At 52.0% G+C, this 20,036-nt stretch carries 12 protein-coding genes and 1 pseudogene; 6 read left to right on the forward strand and 7 right to left on the reverse strand.

Annotated elements, in window-relative coordinates:
- The first annotated feature begins 331 nt into the window (after positions 1–331).
- Entirely contained in the window at positions 332–5,629 is a 5,298-nt protein-coding gene (locus HU143_RS06585; protein ID WP_077951525.1) for an autotransporter outer membrane beta-barrel domain-containing protein, read from the forward strand.
- A gap of 161 nt (positions 5,630–5,790) precedes the next feature.
- Here the strand turns inward: HU143_RS06585 and xseA are convergent, their stop codons facing one another.
- Positions 5,791–7,140 carry an exodeoxyribonuclease VII large subunit gene (xseA, locus tag HU143_RS06590; protein ID WP_023227040.1) on the reverse strand — a complete coding sequence of 450 codons (1,350 nt, stop codon included), beginning with the start codon at positions 7,138–7,140 and terminating at the stop codon, positions 5,791–5,793.
- Between the two features lie 160 nt (positions 7,141–7,300).
- On the opposite strand from xseA, the gene guaB reads away from it, so the two are divergent.
- Both guaB and guaA read left to right on the forward strand, forming a co-directional pair.
- A complete protein-coding gene (gene guaB / locus HU143_RS06595) occupies positions 7,301–8,767 on the forward strand; it encodes an IMP dehydrogenase (RefSeq protein WP_000944174.1) in 1,467 nt (488 codons plus the stop codon).
- Positions 8,768–8,836: 69 nt separating this feature from the next.
- Positions 8,837–10,414, forward strand: coding sequence for a glutamine-hydrolyzing GMP synthase (guaA, locus tag HU143_RS06600; RefSeq protein ID WP_000138296.1), 1,578 nt, complete (start codon positions 8,837–8,839; stop codon positions 10,412–10,414).
- Between the two features lie 348 nt (positions 10,415–10,762).
- Here guaA and leuE read toward each other — a convergent pair whose 3' ends face one another.
- On the reverse strand, positions 10,763–11,407 hold the full coding sequence (leuE, locus tag HU143_RS06605; RefSeq protein WP_000457102.1) for a leucine efflux protein LeuE: 645 nt from the start codon (positions 11,405–11,407) through the stop codon (positions 10,763–10,765).
- Between the two features lie 230 nt (positions 11,408–11,637).
- On the opposite strand from leuE, the pseudogene HU143_RS06610 reads away from it, so the two are divergent.
- Positions 11,638–11,969, forward strand: a pseudogene (locus HU143_RS06610) (type II toxin-antitoxin system RelE/ParE family toxin).
- A gap of 165 nt (positions 11,970–12,134) precedes the next feature.
- Here the strand turns inward: HU143_RS06610 and HU143_RS06615 are convergent.
- From HU143_RS06615 to HU143_RS06625, 3 genes are all read right to left on the reverse strand, one after another.
- Positions 12,135–12,674 carry a DUF5384 family protein gene (locus tag HU143_RS06615; RefSeq protein ID WP_000755800.1) on the reverse strand — a complete coding sequence of 180 codons (540 nt, stop codon included), beginning with the start codon at positions 12,672–12,674 and terminating at the stop codon, positions 12,135–12,137.
- A 15-nt stretch (positions 12,675–12,689) separates the two neighbouring features.
- Positions 12,690–13,184: a glycine zipper 2TM domain-containing protein gene (locus HU143_RS06620; protein WP_001131774.1), complete on the reverse strand. Its 495-nt coding sequence runs from the start codon at positions 13,182–13,184 to the stop codon at positions 12,690–12,692.
- A 262-nt stretch (positions 13,185–13,446) separates the two neighbouring features.
- The gene (locus tag HU143_RS06625) at positions 13,447–13,638 is read right to left on the reverse strand and encodes a YfgG family protein (RefSeq protein WP_000075924.1); all 192 of its coding nucleotides are present in this window, start codon (positions 13,636–13,638) and stop codon (positions 13,447–13,449) included.
- Positions 13,639–13,816: 178 nt separating this feature from the next.
- Between HU143_RS06625 and HU143_RS06630 the strand changes: the two genes are divergently transcribed.
- The gene (locus HU143_RS06630; RefSeq protein ID WP_001581698.1) at positions 13,817–13,954 is read left to right on the forward strand and encodes a hypothetical protein; all 138 of its coding nucleotides are present in this window, start codon (positions 13,817–13,819) and stop codon (positions 13,952–13,954) included.
- 96 nt (positions 13,955–14,050) lie between these two features.
- Complete coding sequence (locus tag HU143_RS06635) at positions 14,051–16,264, forward strand: sensor domain-containing phosphodiesterase (RefSeq protein WP_023227042.1); 2,214 nt, start codon at positions 14,051–14,053, stop codon at positions 16,262–16,264.
- A gap of 35 nt (positions 16,265–16,299) precedes the next feature.
- Here HU143_RS06635 and ppx read toward each other — a convergent pair whose 3' ends face one another.
- Together ppx and ppk1 are read right to left on the reverse strand one after the other, a co-directional pair.
- On the reverse strand, positions 16,300–17,841 hold the full coding sequence (gene ppx, locus HU143_RS06640) for an exopolyphosphatase (protein WP_001123330.1): 1,542 nt from the start codon (positions 17,839–17,841) through the stop codon (positions 16,300–16,302).
- Between the two features lie 4 nt (positions 17,842–17,845).
- Positions 17,846–19,912 carry a polyphosphate kinase 1 gene (gene ppk1 / locus HU143_RS06645; protein WP_000529555.1) on the reverse strand — a complete coding sequence of 689 codons (2,067 nt, stop codon included), beginning with the start codon at positions 19,910–19,912 and terminating at the stop codon, positions 17,846–17,848.
- Positions 19,913–20,036: the final 124 nt, after the last annotated feature.

Below are 20,036 nucleotides of genomic sequence, written 5' to 3' on the forward strand. Positions count from 1 at the left end.
GCATGATAATCACACCTTTTATCTCACGTATCTATTTATCTGAATATATGAAACCATTAAATATTATTCATAATATAAATATTTATTAAATAGGTGAAGATATTCATATTAATTATAAATTAACCAGAAACTGACCTGGCATTAAAATAAGGCTTGAAATTAGTTAATAATTTGGCTTTGATAATACATTGTTACAGATGACAGCAACCATTCATAGAATCATATTTTTGTTATTTATTATTTAACTCATTTATATACACCATTTAAAAGTTATTTGCAGCCAATCAAATCAAGTTTGCTTCGTGAATGTTATTAAAAGGAAATTTAAAAATTGAACAGGACCTACAGTATCGTCTGGAGCGCCGTGCGAAATATGTATGTCGTAGCTTCAGAACTGGCGCGAAGCCACAGCAAAGTTAAAATACAGGCGCACGCTAATGAAGTCGCCCCTTCTATTAAAAAGCCTGATTCAGGATGGGCAAGACACCATGCGCTGGCCCTGGCAATTGTTGCCGCGCTTGGCTTTGCCAGCCCGCTGGCCATCGCCGATAATCCGGTGTCATACACCGATGGGGTCGAGCACGACCTGAACGCCGATTCGCCGATTTCCTACTCAGGCACTGGTGAAGGTTCTGCACTGCACCTCGAAGGCCTGGCAACGCCCGAAGGGGGGTGGCAGGCAACGTCGGGTACAGGTACAAATGTCGTGATTAACACCAACGGCGGCGGCGATCCTGTTCAGGGAACTCATGCTATCGCCACGGCAGTTACCCTCAACAAGGGCGCAACACTTGACCTGACCGGGGCGCAGATCTCTACAGAAGGAACCTACACGGCAGGTATCGACCTCCAGGCGCAAAGCAGCATGACGCTGAATGGCGGGAGCATCCAGATCGGAAGTAATTACGGCATCCTGACCCTCTCTGGCGAGTCATGGGCTGCCCTGATTGGCACCAACGTTACGGCAACGACGCAAAGTCGTAGCAGCATAGTGTCACAATCAGGTAGCACGCTTAACATTAAGGACGGGAGCGTAATCACGCTGACAAACGGTCAGGTGCGCGTAGTAGGCGAGACGACATACAACTCCTGGCTGAATGTGTCCGATAGCACGATGAGCTCCACGGGTACGGATAGTACGCTTCTTGTGTCCAACAAGGGCGTTCTTGATATTACGAACTCTACCGTCACGCACGATAATGCCACAGGCGCCGCCATTGAGGTGAAAAACGCCTCAACGGTGAGCATCTCTGACGATAAAGATTCGATGGCCATCAACTCCAAAGGCATCGGTATTAAAATCCTTGCCTCCAGCGTGGATATTAACGGCGCCACCATCAACGCCGACGGCGACGGCATCTTTATAACAAGCAAAGGTAAAAGCGGTGGGTATGATGATATCAACGCGCTGACGGTTAACAAAGCACAGGTTAATTCAGAGACGATTGCGCTGCATGTGGACTCTGGCACGACGATTAACGATCCTATCGTGCTAACCGATAGCGCATTTGACGCGCCGGCAGTGATCAAGCTGGGCAGCAAGGCGGTCATTCAGGCCGACAATACGACATTGAACGGTGACGTTGTTCAGAGTGACATGTCATCGTCATCGCTGTCTTTAAGCCAGGGTTCCACGTTAACCGGTAGTGTAGATGCGATGTTTACTACACTGTCGCTCGACGATACTAGCCAGTGGAATATGACCGACTCGTCAATCATCGGCAACCTGACCAACAACGGCGACATTACGCTGAACAACGAGAGCGGTTCGACAGGCACGCTGCTGACGGTGGGCAATACCCTGACCTTGCAGGACGGCAGCCAGATAAACGCGACGCTGGATACCGCCAACAGCTCGCCAATTATCAAAGCCGCCAACGTCACGCTGGGCGGGACGTTGAACCTTAGCTCAGCGGCCACCTTTGTCGCGCCCGAAACCGACGAGCAGTTAGGATCGTTCACGCTAATTGATTCGCAAACCGCGATTACTACCGATTTTGACAGCGTAACGCTGGATGCCGACACCTCCGCTATGCCGGATTACCTGACGATCAACGCGGGCGTTGATGCGAATGATAATACCAACTACGTGTTGTCTACGGGCCTGAGCTGGTACGCGGGCGCAAAATCTGCGCGCGTTGCGCACGGCACCTTTACCGTTGACGCAGGCGATACCTTTACCGTCACCAGCGAACTGGATGAAACCGCGGCCACCTCCAACTGGGACGGTAAAACGCTGTTCAAAGAAGGCGACGGTACGCTCGTCCTCAGCAACACGGCGAACGACTTCGGCAATACCGACATTAACGGCGGTACGCTGATTGCAAATGATGCCGCCGCGCTCGGCAGCGGCGACGTGGCCATTGCAGAAAACGCAAAGCTTGAGTTGAGCCAGGGCACGCTGGATAACAACGTGACCGGCGAGGGCCAAATTGTCAAAAGCGGTAGCGATGAGCTGATCGTGACCGGCGATAACAACTACAGCGGCGGTACCACCATTACCGGCGGTACGCTGACGGCTGACCATGCGGATTCGCTGGGCAGCGGCGATATCGACAACAGCGGTGTGCTTCAGGTCGGCGAGGGCGAGCTGGAAAATACGCTTTCCGGCAGCGGTTCGCTGGTGAAAACCGGCACAGGCGAACTGACGTTAAGCGGCGATAACAGCTACAGTGGCGGCACCACTATTTCCGACGGCACGCTGATTGCCGCCAACGTTAACGCGCTGGGCGGCGGCAATATCGACAACAGCGGTACGCTGATGCTGGACGCGGAGGGCGAATTCAACCTTGCGAATGTCACGACCCAGTCAGGAGCAACGACTGAGCTGGCCAAAGGTACGACGCTCAACGTCGACTCGCTGACTCAGCAAGCCGATAGTACGCTGAATATTGACCTCAGTAAGACTAATGGTGAAAGCGCCATTACCGCCGACAGCGTCACGCTGGGCGGCACGCTCAACATCAGCGGTATCGGTAATGTTACAGACAGCTGGACGCCTGAGGCATACACTTACACGCTGATTGACAGCGACAGCGCCATTACGACCGATTTCAATGATCTGACCGTCGCGGGAATGAATAGCGAAGATGTTGACTTCCTGACCATCGACGGAAAAGTCGACGAAGCAGACAGCACAAACTATGATCTGACGGCCTCCCTCTCCTGGTATGCGGACAGAGACAACGCTTCTACTGACGCCCACGGCACCTTTACGCTAAGTGACCCTGACGGCAGCTTTAAGGTTGCGGCTAAACTGACAGATGTTGATGACGCGCTGGATCCGGGCAGCACATGGGACGGTAAGTCGCTGACCAAAGAAGGCGCAGGCATGCTGATCCTCTCCGGCGACAACGACTACAGCGGCGGCACTACAATCAATGAAGGTACGCTGGTCGCCGCCAGCACGACGGCGCTGGGCACCGGTCTGGTGGACAATAACGCCACGCTGGTACTGGACGCAGACGGTGCAGTCAGCGCGGCGGGCGGCATCACCACTCATAGCGACGCGACGACCCAACTGGCGCTCGGCACCTCGTTGGATCTCGGCGACAGCGCGTTAATTCAGGAAGATGGCAGTACGCTGAACGTTGAGCTGAATAGTGACTCAGTGCAACCGCTGATTACCGGTGGCAGCGCCACGCTTGGCGGTGATTTGGTCGTCAGCGACGCCAGCCTGCAAGCGCGCGCCTCCGACGCGGAGTTCCAGTCCTTTAAACTGATGGATATGGACAGCGATATCAGCGGCGACTTTACCAGCCTGACGATGAACCTCACCGACAAGCCGGACTATCTGACCGTAACCGGAACAATCAATCCTCAAGACCAGTCTGAATACCTGCTTACCGAAGGGCTGAGCTGGAATGCGACCGCAACGTCAGCGACGCCAGCACACGGCACGTTTACCCTGGGCGCAGGCGATAGCTTTGACGTCACCAGCGTACTGGGCGATAAAACCGGCAACGGCGACTGGGATGGTAAAACGCTGACCAAACTGGGCGCGGGTAAACTGACGCTGAGCGGCGCGAATACCTATAGCGGCGATACTAACGTACAGGAAGGCACGCTGTGGCTGGCCGGTGCCGGTACGATTGGCGAAATGGGCAGCCAGCAGGCGGTGAACGTCGCCGCCGACGCGACCTTCGGCGGCAGTAATGGTACTACCGTTAACGGTAAGGTGACCAACGAAGGGACGCTGGTCTTTGGCGACAGCGACGAAACAGGCGCCATCTTCACCCTCAATGGCGATCTGATCAACATGGGGACGATCGCCAGCGGTAACAGCGCAAGCACGCCTGGCAATACGCTTTATGTCGATGGCGATTACACCGGCAACGGCGGCTCGCTTTACCTGAATACCGTCCTGGGCGACGATGATTCGGCGACCGATAAGTTGGTCATTACCGGCGATGCCTCCGGCACCACCGATCTGTACATCAACGGCATCGGCGATGGGGCGCAGACCACTAACGGTATCGAAGTGGTGGATGTTGGCGGTGTATCAACCAGCGATGCGTTTGAGCTAAAAAATGAGGTGAACACCGGTCTGTATACCTACCGTCTGTACTGGAATGAAAGTGACAACGACTGGTATCTGGCGTCAAAAGCACAATCTGATGATGACGACAGCGGCGGCGATGACAGTGATGTCACGCCTCCGAGCGGAGGCGGCGATGTCGCACCGCAGTACCGGGCGGATATCGGCGCGTACATGGGCAACCAGTGGATGGCGCGCAACCTGCAAATGCAGACCCTCTATGACCGCGAAGGCAGCCAGTATCGTAACGCCGATGGCAGCGTCTGGGCACGCTTCAAAGCGGGTAAAGCGGAATCAGAGGCTGTCAGCGGTAATATCGATATGGACAGCAACTACTCTCAGTTCCAGTTAGGCGGCGACATTCTGGCCTGGGGCAACGGCCAGCAGAGCGTTACCGTTGGCGTCATGGCGAGCTACATCAACGCCGATACCGACAGCACCGGTAACCGTGGCGCAGACGGTAGCCAGTTCACCAGCAGCGCCAACGTAGACGGCTACAACCTTGGCGTCTATGCCACCTGGTTTGCCGATGCCCAAACGCATAGCGGCGCGTATGTCGATAGCTGGTATCAATACGGTTTCTACAACAACAGCGTAGAGAGCGGTGATGCGGGATCTGAATCTTACGACTCAACTGCTAATGCTGTCTCGCTGGAAACCGGTTATCGCTACGATATTGCGCTTAGCAACGGCAATACTGTCAGTCTGACGCCGCAGGCGCAGGTTGTCTGGCAGAACTACTCAGCGGATAGCGTGAAGGATAACTACGGCACCCGGATCGACGGTCAGGATGGCGACAGTTGGACAACGCGCCTGGGTCTGCGTGTTGACGGCAAGCTGTACAAAGGCAGCCGTACGGTTATCCAGCCGTTTGCTGAAGCCAACTGGCTGCACACCAGCGATGATGTGTCGGTATCGTTTGATGATGCCACGGTGAAACAGGATCTTCCGGCTAACCGTGCGGAGCTGAAAGTGGGTCTGCAGGCAGATATCGATAAGCAGTGGAGCGTTCGCGCTCAGGTTGCCGGGCAGACTGGCAGCAATGACTTTGGCGATCTGAACGGTAGCCTCAATCTGCGCTATAACTGGTAAGTTAGACAAAACCGGGCGGGTATTCCCAGCCCGGTTTTGAGTCTAATGACAAACCGGTTGATCGTCGGATTATGGCTACACCTTATCCGATGTGGCGCGTAGGTTGGCTGAGGCGAAACCGAAAGCTGACATCGCGGTGCAAAGGGTGGGGGAATATTGGATTACGTGCCCGGCGTGACGGATTTGACTTCACTTTCAAGCCAACCGTCCTCCAGCCGCGTGGTCATGATATCGCCCGCTTTGACCTGTTTGATCTTTTTCAACACCTTGCCGTCCGTTGTCGTCGAAACCGTATAGCCGCGCGCCAGCGTGGCTAACGGGCTGACCGCTTCCAGATGCGTGACCGCGTTGCCAAAACGCTCGCGCTGTTCGCTTAACCGTGAGCGGATATTCTCCGTCAGACGATATTCCAGCTGTTGGATGCGCGACTGCGCGCGGTGAATGCGCGGCTGCGGATTTTGCTGGCTCAGGCGTTGACTTACGCGCTGTTGGCGCTGAGTGGCCTGCTTAATCCTGGCCTCAAGCGCAAATCCCATCCGTTGGCGTAGACGTTCCAGCGCGGTTTGCTGGCGGGCCAGACGCAGTTGCGGATGTTGCTGTTGCAGACGGTGAAAAATCTGCGTGAAACGACGGCTGCGATTGGCGAGGTAATAGTCCATCGCCATGCCCAGGCGCTGCTGGGCGGACTGGATCTGACGCAACAACTCCTGCTGGTTACGGCTGACAATTTCTGCCGCTGCTGATGGCGTCGGCGCGCGCAGGTCGGCGACAAAATCGGCGATAGTGACGTCGGTTTCGTGACCGACGGCGCTGACCACCGGAATGCGGCTGGCAAAAATAGCCCGCGCCACGCGTTCGTCGTTAAAACTCCACAAATCTTCCAGCGAACCGCCGCCGCGCCCGACGATCAGCACGTCGCACTCGCCGCGCGCGTTTGCCAGTTCGATAGCACGAACGATCTGCCCCGGCGCATCGTCGCCCTGGACCGCAGTCGGGTAGATAATAACGGGCAGGGATGGGTCACGACGCTTCAGCACATGGAGAATATCGTGCAGCGCCGCGCCGGTTTTCGAGGTGATCACCCCAACGCAATGGGCCGGGGTGGGCAACGGCTGTTTATGCTGCTGATCGAACAAGCCTTCGGCCTGGAGTTTGGCTTTTAGCTGCTCATACTTCTGCTGCAACAAGCCTTCGCCAGCCGGCTGCATACTTTCGGCGATGATTTGATAATCGCCGCGCGGCTCGTACAGCGTAATGTTGGCGCGTACCAGCACCTGCTGCCCGTGCTGCGGGCGGAACGTCACCCGGCGGTTGCTGTTGCGGAACATCGCACAGCGCACCTGAGCGGTATCGTCTTTGAGCGTAAAGTACCAGTGGCCCGACGCAGGCTGCGTGAAATTAGAAATCTCGCCGCTGATCCATACCTGTCCCATCTCCTGTTCTAACAGCAGACGAACCGTCTGGTTAAGGCGGCTTACGGTAAAAATTGAGGAAGTTTGAGAGGATAACATGTGAGCGGGATCAAATTCTAAATCAGCAGGTTATTCAATCGATAGTAACCTGCTCACGGGGGATCGCAAGCACTATTTGCAAAAAAATGTAGATGCAACCGATTACGTTCTGTATAATGCCGCGGCAATATTTATTAACCTCCCAGGTGAGATATTGCCCATGCTACGTATCGCTAAAGAAGCCCTGACGTTTGACGACGTCCTCCTTGTTCCCGCTCACTCCACCGTTTTGCCGAATACTGCCGATCTCAGCACGCAGTTGACGAAAACTATTCGTCTGAATATTCCTATGCTTTCTGCGGCGATGGACACCGTGACGGAAGCGCGTCTGGCAATTGCCCTGGCCCAGGAAGGCGGCATCGGTTTTATCCACAAAAACATGTCTATTGAGCGCCAGGCGGAAGAAGTTCGCCGCGTGAAGAAACACGAGTCCGGCGTAGTGACCGACCCGCAGACCGTCCTGCCAACCACCACGTTGCATGAAGTGAAAGCCCTGACCGAGCGTAACGGTTTTGCGGGCTATCCGGTGGTGACTGAAGATAACGAGCTGGTGGGTATCATCACCGGTCGTGACGTGCGTTTTGTGACTGACCTGAACCAGCCGGTTAGCGTTTACATGACGCCGAAAGAGCGTCTGGTGACCGTTCGTGAAGGCGAAGCCCGTGAAGTCGTGCTGGCAAAAATGCACGAAAAACGCGTAGAAAAAGCGCTGGTCGTTGATGATAACTTCCATCTGCTTGGCATGATTACCGTAAAAGATTTCCAGAAAGCGGAACGTAAACCAAACTCCTGTAAAGATGAGCAGGGCCGTTTACGTGTCGGCGCGGCGGTCGGCGCAGGCGCGGGCAACGAAGAGCGCGTTGACGCGCTGGTGGCGGCAGGCGTTGACGTACTGCTGATCGACTCCTCTCACGGTCATTCAGAAGGCGTGTTGCAACGTATCCGTGAGACGCGCGCTAAATATCCTGACCTGCAAATCATCGGCGGCAACGTTGCGACGGGCGCAGGCGCTCGCGCACTGGCGGAAGCCGGTTGCAGCGCGGTGAAAGTGGGTATCGGCCCGGGTTCCATCTGTACCACTCGTATCGTGACTGGTGTGGGCGTTCCGCAGATCACCGCTGTTTCCGACGCAGTTGAAGCGCTGGAAGGCACCGGAATTCCGGTTATCGCTGACGGCGGTATTCGCTTCTCCGGCGATATCGCCAAAGCCATCGCCGCAGGCGCGAGCGCGGTAATGGTGGGCTCTATGCTGGCCGGTACGGAAGAATCCCCGGGCGAAATCGAACTGTACCAGGGCCGTTCGTACAAATCTTACCGCGGCATGGGCTCGCTGGGCGCGATGTCCAAAGGTTCCTCTGACCGTTACTTCCAGAGCGACAACGCCGCCGACAAACTGGTGCCGGAAGGTATCGAAGGCCGCGTAGCCTATAAAGGTCGCCTGAAAGAGATCATTCACCAGCAGATGGGCGGCCTGCGCTCCTGTATGGGGCTGACCGGTTGTGCTACCATCGACGAACTGCGTACTAAAGCGGAGTTTGTGCGTATCAGCGGTGCGGGTATCCAGGAAAGCCACGTTCACGACGTGACCATCACCAAAGAGTCCCCGAACTACCGTCTGGGCTCCTGATTTTCTTCGCCCGACCTTCGCGTCGGGCGATTTATTTAATCTGTTTCACTTGCCTCGGAATAAGCGTCAATGACGGAAAACATTCATAAGCATCGCATCCTCATTCTGGACTTCGGTTCTCAGTACACTCAACTGGTTGCGCGCCGCGTGCGTGAGCTGGGTGTTTACTGCGAACTGTGGGCGTGGGATGTGACAGAAGCACAAATTCGTGACTTCAACCCAAGCGGCATTATTCTTTCCGGCGGCCCGGAAAGCACCACCGAAGAAAACAGCCCGCGCGCGCCGCAGTATGTCTTTGAAGCAGGCGTGCCGGTATTTGGCGTTTGCTATGGTATGCAGACCATGGCGATGCAGCTTGGCGGTCATGTAGAAGGTTCTAATGAGCGTGAATTTGGTTATGCGCAGGTCGAAGTGTTGACCGACAGCGCGCTGGTTCGCGGTATTGAAGATTCCCTGACCGCAGACGGCAAACCGCTGCTGGACGTGTGGATGAGCCACGGCGATAAAGTGACGGCGATTCCGTCCGACTTCGTGACCGTCGCCAGCACCGAGAGCTGCCCGTTCGCCATCATGGCTAACGAAGAAAAACGCTTCTACGGCGTACAGTTCCACCCGGAAGTGACTCACACCCGCCAGGGGATGCGCATGCTGGAGCGTTTTGTGCGTGATATCTGCCAGTGTGAAGCGTTGTGGACGCCGGCGAAGATCATCGACGACGCCGTGGCGCGCATTCGCGAGCAGGTAGGCGACGATAAAGTGATCCTCGGTCTCTCCGGCGGCGTGGATTCTTCCGTCACCGCGATGCTGCTGCACCGCGCGATCGGTAAAAATCTGACCTGTGTATTCGTCGACAACGGCCTGCTGCGTCTCAACGAAGCCGAGCAGGTGATGGACATGTTTGGCGACCATTTTGGCCTGAATATCGTTCACGTTCCGGCGGAAGAGCGCTTCCTGTCCGCGTTGGCTGGCGAAAACGATCCAGAAGCCAAGCGTAAGATCATTGGCCGTGTTTTTGTGGAAGTGTTCGACGAAGAAGCGCTGAAACTGGAAGACGTGAAATGGCTGGCGCAGGGCACCATCTACCCTGACGTTATCGAATCTGCGGCGTCTGCAACCGGTAAAGCGCACGTCATCAAATCTCACCACAATGTCGGCGGCCTGCCGAAAGAGATGAAGATGGGGCTGGTTGAACCGCTGAAAGAGCTGTTCAAAGACGAAGTGCGTAAGATTGGTCTGGAGCTGGGCCTGCCGTACGACATGCTGTACCGTCACCCGTTCCCGGGTCCGGGCCTCGGCGTTCGTGTTCTGGGTGAAGTGAAGAAAGAGTACTGCGACCTGCTGCGTCGCGCGGACGCTATCTTCATTGAAGAGCTGCGCAAAGCGGATCTGTACGACAAAGTCAGCCAGGCGTTCACCGTCTTCCTGCCGGTCCGTTCCGTAGGCGTCATGGGCGATGGTCGTAAGTACGATTGGGTGGTCTCCCTGCGTGCCGTCGAAACCATCGACTTTATGACTGCGCACTGGGCGCATCTGCCGTATGACTTCCTGGGTCGTGTTTCCAACCGCATCATCAATGAAGTCAACGGGATTTCCCGTGTGGTGTATGACATCAGCGGTAAACCACCAGCTACCATTGAGTGGGAATAAGTCGATAACCCTTCCTGTGTTTTCATGAACAGGTAAAAGTGAATTTAACCCTCTGTTTTTGCAGAGGGTTTTTATTTATGTGCATTCATGAATTTTCTATGTGGCGCACAGTTCCTGACGGCAAATTTGACGTAATCCTCGGAAAAGTAAACAGTACGAGATCGATGGAGTAAGCAGCAGGAGTTCGAGCGAATGCGACAACGTTTTGTGCTGTCTCAGCTCACTCATAGTTTTCCTCGAATTGCATGCAGGAAAGCCAGACTACAATGTCCGCTGTGAGCGAGGAGAGGTCGTCCCATCCAGCGTAAGAACGTAAAAAAACCGCCGTGAGGCGGTTTAGTTGTTCAGTTAGGAAGTGACGCTTGCGAGTCGTGCTGCAAATCCAATGAAGAACATACCTACCAGCGTGTTTCCAATGGTTGATAATCTACGGTTGCCTTTCAGACGGCTTAGCAGATAAGAGCCGCAGAAAACGAGGAAGCCGAAATAAACGAGAGTAATCGCGAACATTACCGCAGCAAGAATGATAAACGCCATCCAGGAGTGTTCAGCCTGAACATTGATGAACTGGGCGAAAAAAGAGATATAGAACAGTAGCGTCTTTGGATTCAGTAGAGTAACCAGCATTCCGCGTCCGATGATCCCCTTAGCATTAGCTGAAGATTTCTTTTCCTCACTCGTTTCGATAGCTGGCTTAAAGATAGTGCGTATCGTCTGGACACCGAGATAGAAAAGATAGGCAGCACCTGCGTATTTGATGGCGTTAAACAAGGCAGGGGTTGAGCTTATGACCGCAGCCAGCCCACACCATGCCAGCAGAACCAGAAGTACGTCACTCATGAGAATGGAAAATATTGCAGCAAAGCCTCGTTTGATGCCGCTCGTAATGCTTGTTTTAATCACGAACATGGTCTCAGGGCCAGGAGCAAGGACTATCAGTGTCGCACCAAGCAGATACGTCCAGAAATTCACGATACCAAAATCAGCAAACATTTTTACTCCAGCTCTATCGTTTTCAACGAGGTTATTCTAACGTAACAGGCCATAATGAAAACACATCATGGCTACTTTCAATTCAGCCAATGTTCGCTTCTGGCACCAGGCCGACTACGCCTAAAAAATTTCAGAGCTTAATGGGCTCTTTACAAAACAAATTCTGACGTATGGGACTGGTCACCTTATTCTCCTTCCACGATGGTTATCTTCCTGATTTCGCATTGACTATGGCGGATAGGGCGGAACCGCAGGTGACCTTTGAGTATACGTTTACGGTAAAGCACTGCATCGACACAATAGCGGGTTTCCTGAAGTGCGTTGAGGTTGAGCCGCATCCGGTTATCACAGAGATACTCACACAGTTTGAGAGTACCGTACGTCAGTGCCCGCTGGGATGCCAGATTTGCCCTGAACTTGTGCCAGCTACCGGGAGTTTAACCACGCTGAAGGCTATCGGGTTTTGTATTCGGTCGAGGGAATCTTAGTAACCGCGCATGTGATCTTATCACCTAGGCAGGATATCCCGCGGTTGCTCTTTAAGCGTCTGATCATGGTCTGAACCCATTGAGTGGGTTGTCTTTTTGCGTTAACGCTAAAGCTTCTTTTTCTTGCGCGGGCTTTTTTATGTAGGGTGACCCGTCCTGAACAGCGAAAATACTGTGCGACCAGACAGAAACCTCCGCTCACGCAGAGGTTTTTTACTGGTCATAAATGATTAGCGAAATCAGTTAAACCAGCCGCTTGCCTTTTCCTCTCGGGCTTTACCTTCGCTTTGCAGCAGATCGCGACCGCCTTCAGATAGATTTCTGTTTGCATCAGCATGAGATTGAATAACATCTGTCTGGGCAGCTTTACTTTTCAGCTCTTGATCGATGAATTCATTTTCTCTTTTTACCCGGGCCTCTTCCCTGGCCAGCGCCAGTTTTTGTTTCTGAATTTCTAAACGACGAAGCTCATCTTCGTAGCTTTGATCGCGCGCTTTATCTTGCGCGGCTTCCGCTGCCAATTTTGCTTGCCGTGCTTTCCGTTCAGCTTCTGCCGCTTTTGCTCGCTGCTTAGCAACCGCTGCCGCATTGGCTTGCCTTTGTCTTTCCTGTTGAGCCTCTTGATCTCGTTTGGCTTGCAGAGCATCACGCTGTCTGTTTTCTTCATTTTTTCCTTGCTGTTCAGCCTGGGCTACCGCCGCAAGCTGATCCTGCAAAGAAGAAGATAAAACCGAGCCGCTTAGGGTGAATAAAACAGCGCCTAAAATAACTTTCTTCATAAAATCTCCTGATAGTTAGCTTTTCTCAGGACATTTCGTATTGGGTTGAATTCGCGTTTCGTTATCTTTGGTCGATATCACCATAGCCAGACCGGTGGTAAATTGGCACGTTTTTCCCACCTGGGTGGAGGTATAAACCTTCGTTCCTTCTTTGTAAGTCAAAGATACGGCTTCAACTAACGTTTTATCTTTAACTAATGAACCCGCCGCTGCGCCAACGGCTCCGCCGCCAACCGCGCCGGCAGTAGTACCCAAACCGCTACCTGAGCCCACGTTATGACCAGTAACGCCGCCCGCTACAGCCCCAAGAATTGCGCCGAAGGTCTGAGCGGTTTTTTTATTGGCGGTGTTATCTACGGCAACTTTCGCTGGCAAAACAGAGATAATATTGACGGTCTTTGTTTCTTGCTTCGCGTTTAACTGCCCGGTTTGGTAAACATCTGCGGCGTAGTCATCCGCATTGGACTGGCATCCGGCAAGAGAAAAAGAGGCAAACAAAACCAGAGGCAAAGCATTTTTTTTTTAAATTCATCACAATTCCTTGTTTAGGTAATAACGCAAAAAGGAATGTATTTAAGACTAATCTTAAAAAAAGTAAACTATCGTTTCTTGTAGTTGATTGTTTTTTTATACTAAAAAACAAAGCATTAGATAATGCGATGCTTTGTTTTTATCGGTTCATGCTAAGCCAGGGAAGGGGGTAACAGAGCGCTGGATAACACGGCAAACCTGTGACGATAATACCGCCATCACTATTTTAACGGATAACAGCTTAACGTTGTCCCGGCGTGGTGACAGAAAGCGATGACTGTTGCGCTTCTTTTTTATCCTGATGGTGCTGCCAGGCGCCGATAGAAGAGTAGACGAAACGTCCAAAGAAGAAGAGAAAACTGATAAGCAGTACGATACGGGTCATGCGAGTGTTAAATCGATGTCGTTTTCGCATACTGTTGGCCTGACTCACAAAGGGTTCCTTAACGTTGGCCCAGCGGTATGGGCGGGATCAGGCTGAGTTCTTCAAGGGTATTATCAGGGCGAAGAACGTAACAAGCCTGCGTTCACTCTACATTAAGGCATACTGCGAACCGATGGTCAATTCCTCTTAATGTAAAATTGCGTCAGTTGATTTATCTTATATTGTTATGGAAGATAATTTTAGTATTTACATTAATAATAAATTAATGATAACAAAGAATAAAAAGACGAATAAAGGCTGCAGGAGAAAGGTAATAATTGACTTAAATCAAATGTTACTTTTGTTTAATAATTACAATCGATGACTATCGTGTGATGTATATCGCATCATCAATTTAAAGTCAGGTGGGATGCCTGTCTGTTAACGCCCCTTTGGGATTGGGGGGTTCTGCTGAGCATCTATGAAGCTGAATAAAACTTATATAAATATCAGAGATAAATGGTGGGGACTACCGCTCATCCTTCCTTCGATTTTACTACCTGTTTTAAGTAGCGCAAATACTTATGCGCTTACCAGCACTGGAAATGTGGTTCTTTTTTACCTCCCGTTAGCTTTTATGCTTAGTCTGATGCTCTTTTTCGGCTGGGCAGCACTGCCGGGTATTGTGCTTGCTATCTTCTGGCGCAGATACCCGCAGACAGGGCTGTATGAAACCCTTTCTGTGACGATGCACTTTATCATTACTATCGTGCTAAGCTGGGGCGGCTATCGTGTCTTTTCCCCCCGGCGAAACAATGTTTCCCACGGCGACGCCCACCTGTTGTTTCAACGAATGTTCTGGCAGGTATTTTGTTCAGCGACATTATTTCTGGTCATTTACCAGTTTGCCGCTTTTGTTGGCATGTACGAAAGCAAAGCCAGCCTGATGGGGGTAATGCCCTTTAATATCAACACGCTGATTAATTACCAGGCGTTACTGGTCGGTAACCTTATCGGCGTGCCATTGTGCTATTTTATTATTCGTACTCTCCGCAATCCGCTGCACCTGCGAGGGTATTATCAGCAATTAAAGCTACAGATTGATAGCAAGGCCACTAAAAAAGAGATCGTTATTTGGCTGGCCGTATTGACTACACTAATGTTTATACTGTGTATGCCATTGACTGATAATAGTTCAATATTTAGTACCAACTATACGCTTTCGTTATTATTGCCGGTCATGCTGTGGGGCGCGATGCGCTATGGCTATAAGTTTATTTCAATTATCTGGGCCGTCGTGCTAATTACGTCGATTCATTATTATCAGCGTTATATGCCCTGGTATTCAGGTTATGATACGCAATTAGCGATTACCTCTTCGAGCTATCTGGTTTTTTCTTTTATTGTTAATTATATGTCTGTACTGGCCACGCGTCAGCGCGTAGTGAGTGGTCGCGCACGGCGCCTGGCCTATCTTGACCCGGTTGTACATCTTCCCAATTTACGTGCGTTAAATCGCGCGCTTAAAAATGCACCCTGGTCTACGATCTGTTTTTTACACGTGCCGGGTCTGGAGCTATTGGGTAAAAATTATGGCGTCATGTTACGCATCCAGTATAAGCAAAAGCTCTCTCACTGGATTACGCCGATGTTGGCCTCAAATGAGTGCGTCTACCAGATGTCAGGGCACGACCTGGTGCTGCGTCTTAATACAGAGGCGCATCAGCAGCGTATTGAAGCGCTGGATAAACATATTAAGCAGTTTCGGTTTATCTGGGACGGACTGCCGCTACAGCCGCCTGTCGGCGTGAGCTACTGCTGCGTACGTTCTCCGGTTAGCCACCTTTATCTTCTGCTAGGCGAATTAAGCACCAGTTCCGATCTTTCGTTGACGACTAACGCGCCGGAGGATTTACAGCGGCGCGGCGCAATGCACCTGCAGCGCGATTTGAAGGGCAGAATTGCGATGATGAATCGGCTGCAACAGGCGTTGGAGCACGATCATTTTTTCCTGATGGCGCAGCCTATTTTCGGTGTTCGTGGGGATGTTTACCATGAAATTTTACTGCGACTCAGGGATGACAACGGCGACGTTATCAACCCGGACAATTTTTTACCCGTGGCGCATGAGTTTGGTTTGTCTTCCGCTATCGATCTCTGGGTGATTGAAAACACGCTGCGGTTTATGGCGGCCAGCCGGGAATATATGCCCGCGCATCGTTTTGCCATTAATCTGTCGCCAACATCGGTATGCCGCGCTCGTTTTCCTGCAGAAGTTAAGCAGCTGCTTACGCAATATCAGGTTGAACCCTGGCAACTGGTTTTTGAGGTAACGGAAAGCAACTCTCTCACCAATGCTGAGCAGGCGCAGTTGACGCTGGGACAGCTACAGCAGTTTGGCTGTCAGATAGCGATTGATGATTTCGGTACTGGCTACGCCAGCTATGCGCGGCTGAAAAACGTTGACGCCGATATTCTTAAAATTGACGGCAGTTTTATTCGCAATATAGTGTCAAACAGTCTCGATTATCAGATTGTGGCTTCTATTTGTCATTTAGCGCGAATGAAAAATATGCAGGTCGTCGCGGAGTATGTCGAGAGCGAAGAAATACGAAGCGTCGTGCTGTCGTTGGGGATCGACTATCTTCAGGGATATTTAATTGGCGAGCCGCAGCTATTATCTGAGATTCAGTAAAGGCAGACGCCGCAGCGCGGCGTCTGATCCACAATTTACGCGGCGATCTCCGGCGAGCTTTCTTCCTCAATATTGAGACGCCAGCCAGTTACCGCTTCCCAGTACTGCTGTTCTTTTTCCAGATCAAGCAGTACCAGCGCATTCTGGCTGAACCAGTCATGCGGAAAACATAACGTCCAGTGGCTGTCATCGGTCGTTAGCCGCAGCGTCGGCGGCGTGGTGGTCGCCTGCCGCTGGTTGTTCAGTAATACGCCCAGCCGAAGTAGCTGGATTAACGGCAGATACTGTTTTTTCTTAAACAGCGTAAAGCGGGGCATATCATCTAGTTTTATGGCTTTACGATGATAACGCACCAGCGTCGCCATCATCATTTGCTGCTCCTGATTAAAGCCGGGCAAATCGCTGTGTTGCAGAATATAAGCCGAATGGCGATGTAAACCGCTGTGATTAATATTCAGTCCAACCTCATGCAGCATTGCCGCCCAGCGGAGCAACGCTTCAAGCTGCGGATGCGCCAGTTTTGGCTGCTGGGCCTGCCACTGCTCGTACATCTGCATGGTGGTTTCCAGCACGCGTCTGGCCTGTTCTCTGTCAATGTTGTATTGATTGGCCAGACTTTTTGCGGTACGGCTGCGAACATCCTGATGGCGGAAGCGGCCTTCCATTTCATACAGCACGCCTTCGCGCAACGCGCCGTCGGAAAGGCGAAGCTCGCGGATAGCCAGAGCATCAAAAACGCCGCACAGAATCGCCAGGCCCGGCACAAAGACCGCTTTTCGTTCTTCAGACAGACCCGGCAGGCTGAGCGCATTAAAGGAGCGGTGCTTCAACACTTCTGACTTCAGTTTATCGAGGCGCTCCGGCGTAATGAAGCCATCTTTCTCACCCAGCGCCAGGAGAACTTCATGAGCGGCCTTAATCGTACCGGAAGCGCCCATCGCCACGTTCCAACCCTGAATACGATACTGCCAGGTTAAGGTTTCCAGTTTTTGCGCTGCCGCCATTCGGGCGCGCTGGAAGTTTTCTTTATTGATAACGCCGCCGGGAAAGTAGAGCTGCGCGAAGCTCACGCAGCCCATACGACGGCTTTCAACCAGCCTGGGTTCGAAGTTTTCGCCAATGACCAGCTCTGTTGACCCGCCGCCGATATCGATCACCAGCTTGCGGCCTTTTTCCGGCTGCGTATGTTCTACGCCCATAAAAATCAGGCGCGCTTCTTCGTTACCGGAAATAATCTCTATCGGGTAGGGAATAACCTTTTCCGCGCGTTTGAGAAAATCAGCGGCATTTTGCGCCTGACGTAACGTATGGGTGCCTACGATACAAACGCTGGAAGGGGAGAAACCTTGTAAGCGTTCAGCAAACAGCGACAGACAGCTAAGCCCCCGTTCCATGGCTTCTTCGCTGAGTTTGTTATCTGCGCCCAGCCCGTCCGCCAGATGGACGCGCTGTTTTAAGCGCCCGATAATCTGCATTGCGCCGTCAACCACGCGGGCAATGACCATATGAAAGCTGTTTGAGCCGAGATCGACCGCAGCGAACTCCTGCGGGCGAGGGGATTTATCGTAAATTGGCATAGCGTTAGTCTGGTTGCTCGAGTGATTTGATGTAGTCATAAATTGCCAGCTGCGCCTGAACTTTGCGGCGATTGCCGCGCGGTACGTAGCGGTTGCTGAGTTCTTTATCGATAAAACGCGCTTTTACCGTGTCGCTAAACAGAATGTCAATGATATCCAGGACGCGTTGTTTAAGCCGCGGGTCGAGGATAGGCGTAGCGACTTCGATACGGTAGTCAATATTACGCGTCATCCAGTCAGCTGAAGAGAGCCAAACTTGCTTATCACCGCCGTTTTCGAAAATATAAACCCGATCGTGTTCAAGATAGCGATCCACGATGCTAATCGCGCGAATATTATCGCTAATTCCTTCCAGTTGCGGAATAAGAGAGCACATACCGCGCACCAGCAGATTGACCTGGACGCCCGAACCCGACGCGGCGTATAACCTGTCGACCAACCCTTTATCGACCAGGTTGTTAAGCTTTAACGTAATCCCTGACGGTAAGCCTTGCTGGGCATTGGCGATTTCACGATCGATCATCTCATACAGCAGACGCCGTGAGTTTTGTGGAGAAACCATCAAATAATCGAAAGTGACCGGGCGATAGGGGTTTTCAATAAAATTAAAGACCCGGCGCACTTCATTGGTAATGCGCGCATCGGCGGTCAGCAGCGAATAATCGGTATACAGCCGCGCCGTTTTTTCGTTGAAGTTACCGGTGCCGATATGCGCATAACGCACCACGTCATCGCCCTCTTTTCGTGAGATGAGAAAGAGTTTGGCGTGAATTTTCAGCCCAGGCGCAGAGAAAATAACGTGGACGCCCGCTTCGGTTAACCGCTTGGCCCAGTGAATATTTGCCTCTTCATCGAAGCGCGCCTGCAACTCCACCACCACGGTGACTTTTTTGCCGTTATGGGCGGCATGGATCATCGAGTCAATAATGCGCGAGTCTTTCGCTACGCGATAAATATTGATTTTGATCGCCAGCACGCTTGGGTCAAACGACGCCTGGCGTAGCAGTTCCAGTACATGTTCAAAGGTGTGATAAGGATAATAGAGCAGCACATCACGTTCACGAATCGCGTCGAAACCGTTACGAAACTTCTCTTTATCAAACCAAAGATGGCGTAACCGCGGTAACGGTTTATTGACCAGGTTGGCTTTACCGACATTCGGAAAATTAATAAAGTCTTTAAAATTGTGGTAGCGCCCGCCGGGTACGATTGAGTCATACCGGGAGATCGTCAGTTTTTCCCGCAGCACGTCGACCAGCGCGGCGGGCATATCGCGTTGATAGACAAAGCGCACAGGTTCAGCGGTCAGGCGCTGCTTCAGGCTGGAGGACATCAGCTCCATCAGACTGGATTCCATCTCATGCACCAGGTCATATTCGGCATCGCGGGTCATTTTCATCGAATAGGCATTGAGCGCGTCATAGTCGAAGAACCCTTTAAAAATGTCATCCAGGCAGTAGCGCAGAATATTATCCAGCAGGATCATCGGCTTGCGTCTGCGCGGTGTCTCCGGCGGCAGATTAACGAAGCGTGGGACTTTGTCGGACGGTATCTCCAGCAGCGCATAGTTGATGGTGTCGCCGCGGATAATCTCCACCGCCAGATAGGTGTAATCATCTTTTAAAAACTGAACAAGATCCGTCTCCCGGTTAATGAGAATCGGGGTAATATGCTGGCGCAAATAGTGCTTAAAATAGTGGCGCAACCAGCTTTGTTGGTTCACCGAGAGCTGACGCTCGTTGATCAGAAAGATTTGATTACGCGCCATTTCCAGCAGTAATTCGTTGTACAGGCCGTCGAACTCCTGGTCTGCTTTCAACACGCGGGACTGAATTTTGCCTAACAAATGGCGTGAATGAGAATTTGAACCCTGCTCTTCGCTGATAATAATGCGTCGTTTCAGTTCAGCGAAACGCACTTTGTAGAACTCGTCGAGGTTATTAGAATAGATTCCCAGGAACCGCATCCGCTCAATCAACGGGTTGGATTTATCCGCCGCTTCCTGTAACACGCGTTCGTTAAATGCTAACCAGCTCAGCTCTTTCTCGATATATAGCTTTTCCTGACCCATTACTACCTATACTCCGTTTTATTCACGGGACACTGCCTGATAATTATGGCGAGCATTACGCGTTAATGTCCAACAGCGTCAGAAAAATATGACAATAAACTGATAGCATAAAGGAAGGGAAAAG

The sequence above is a fragment of the Salmonella sp. SJTUF14076 genome (assembly GCF_015534835.1).
GTDB classification, from domain to species: domain Bacteria; phylum Pseudomonadota; class Gammaproteobacteria; order Enterobacterales; family Enterobacteriaceae; genus Salmonella; species Salmonella enterica.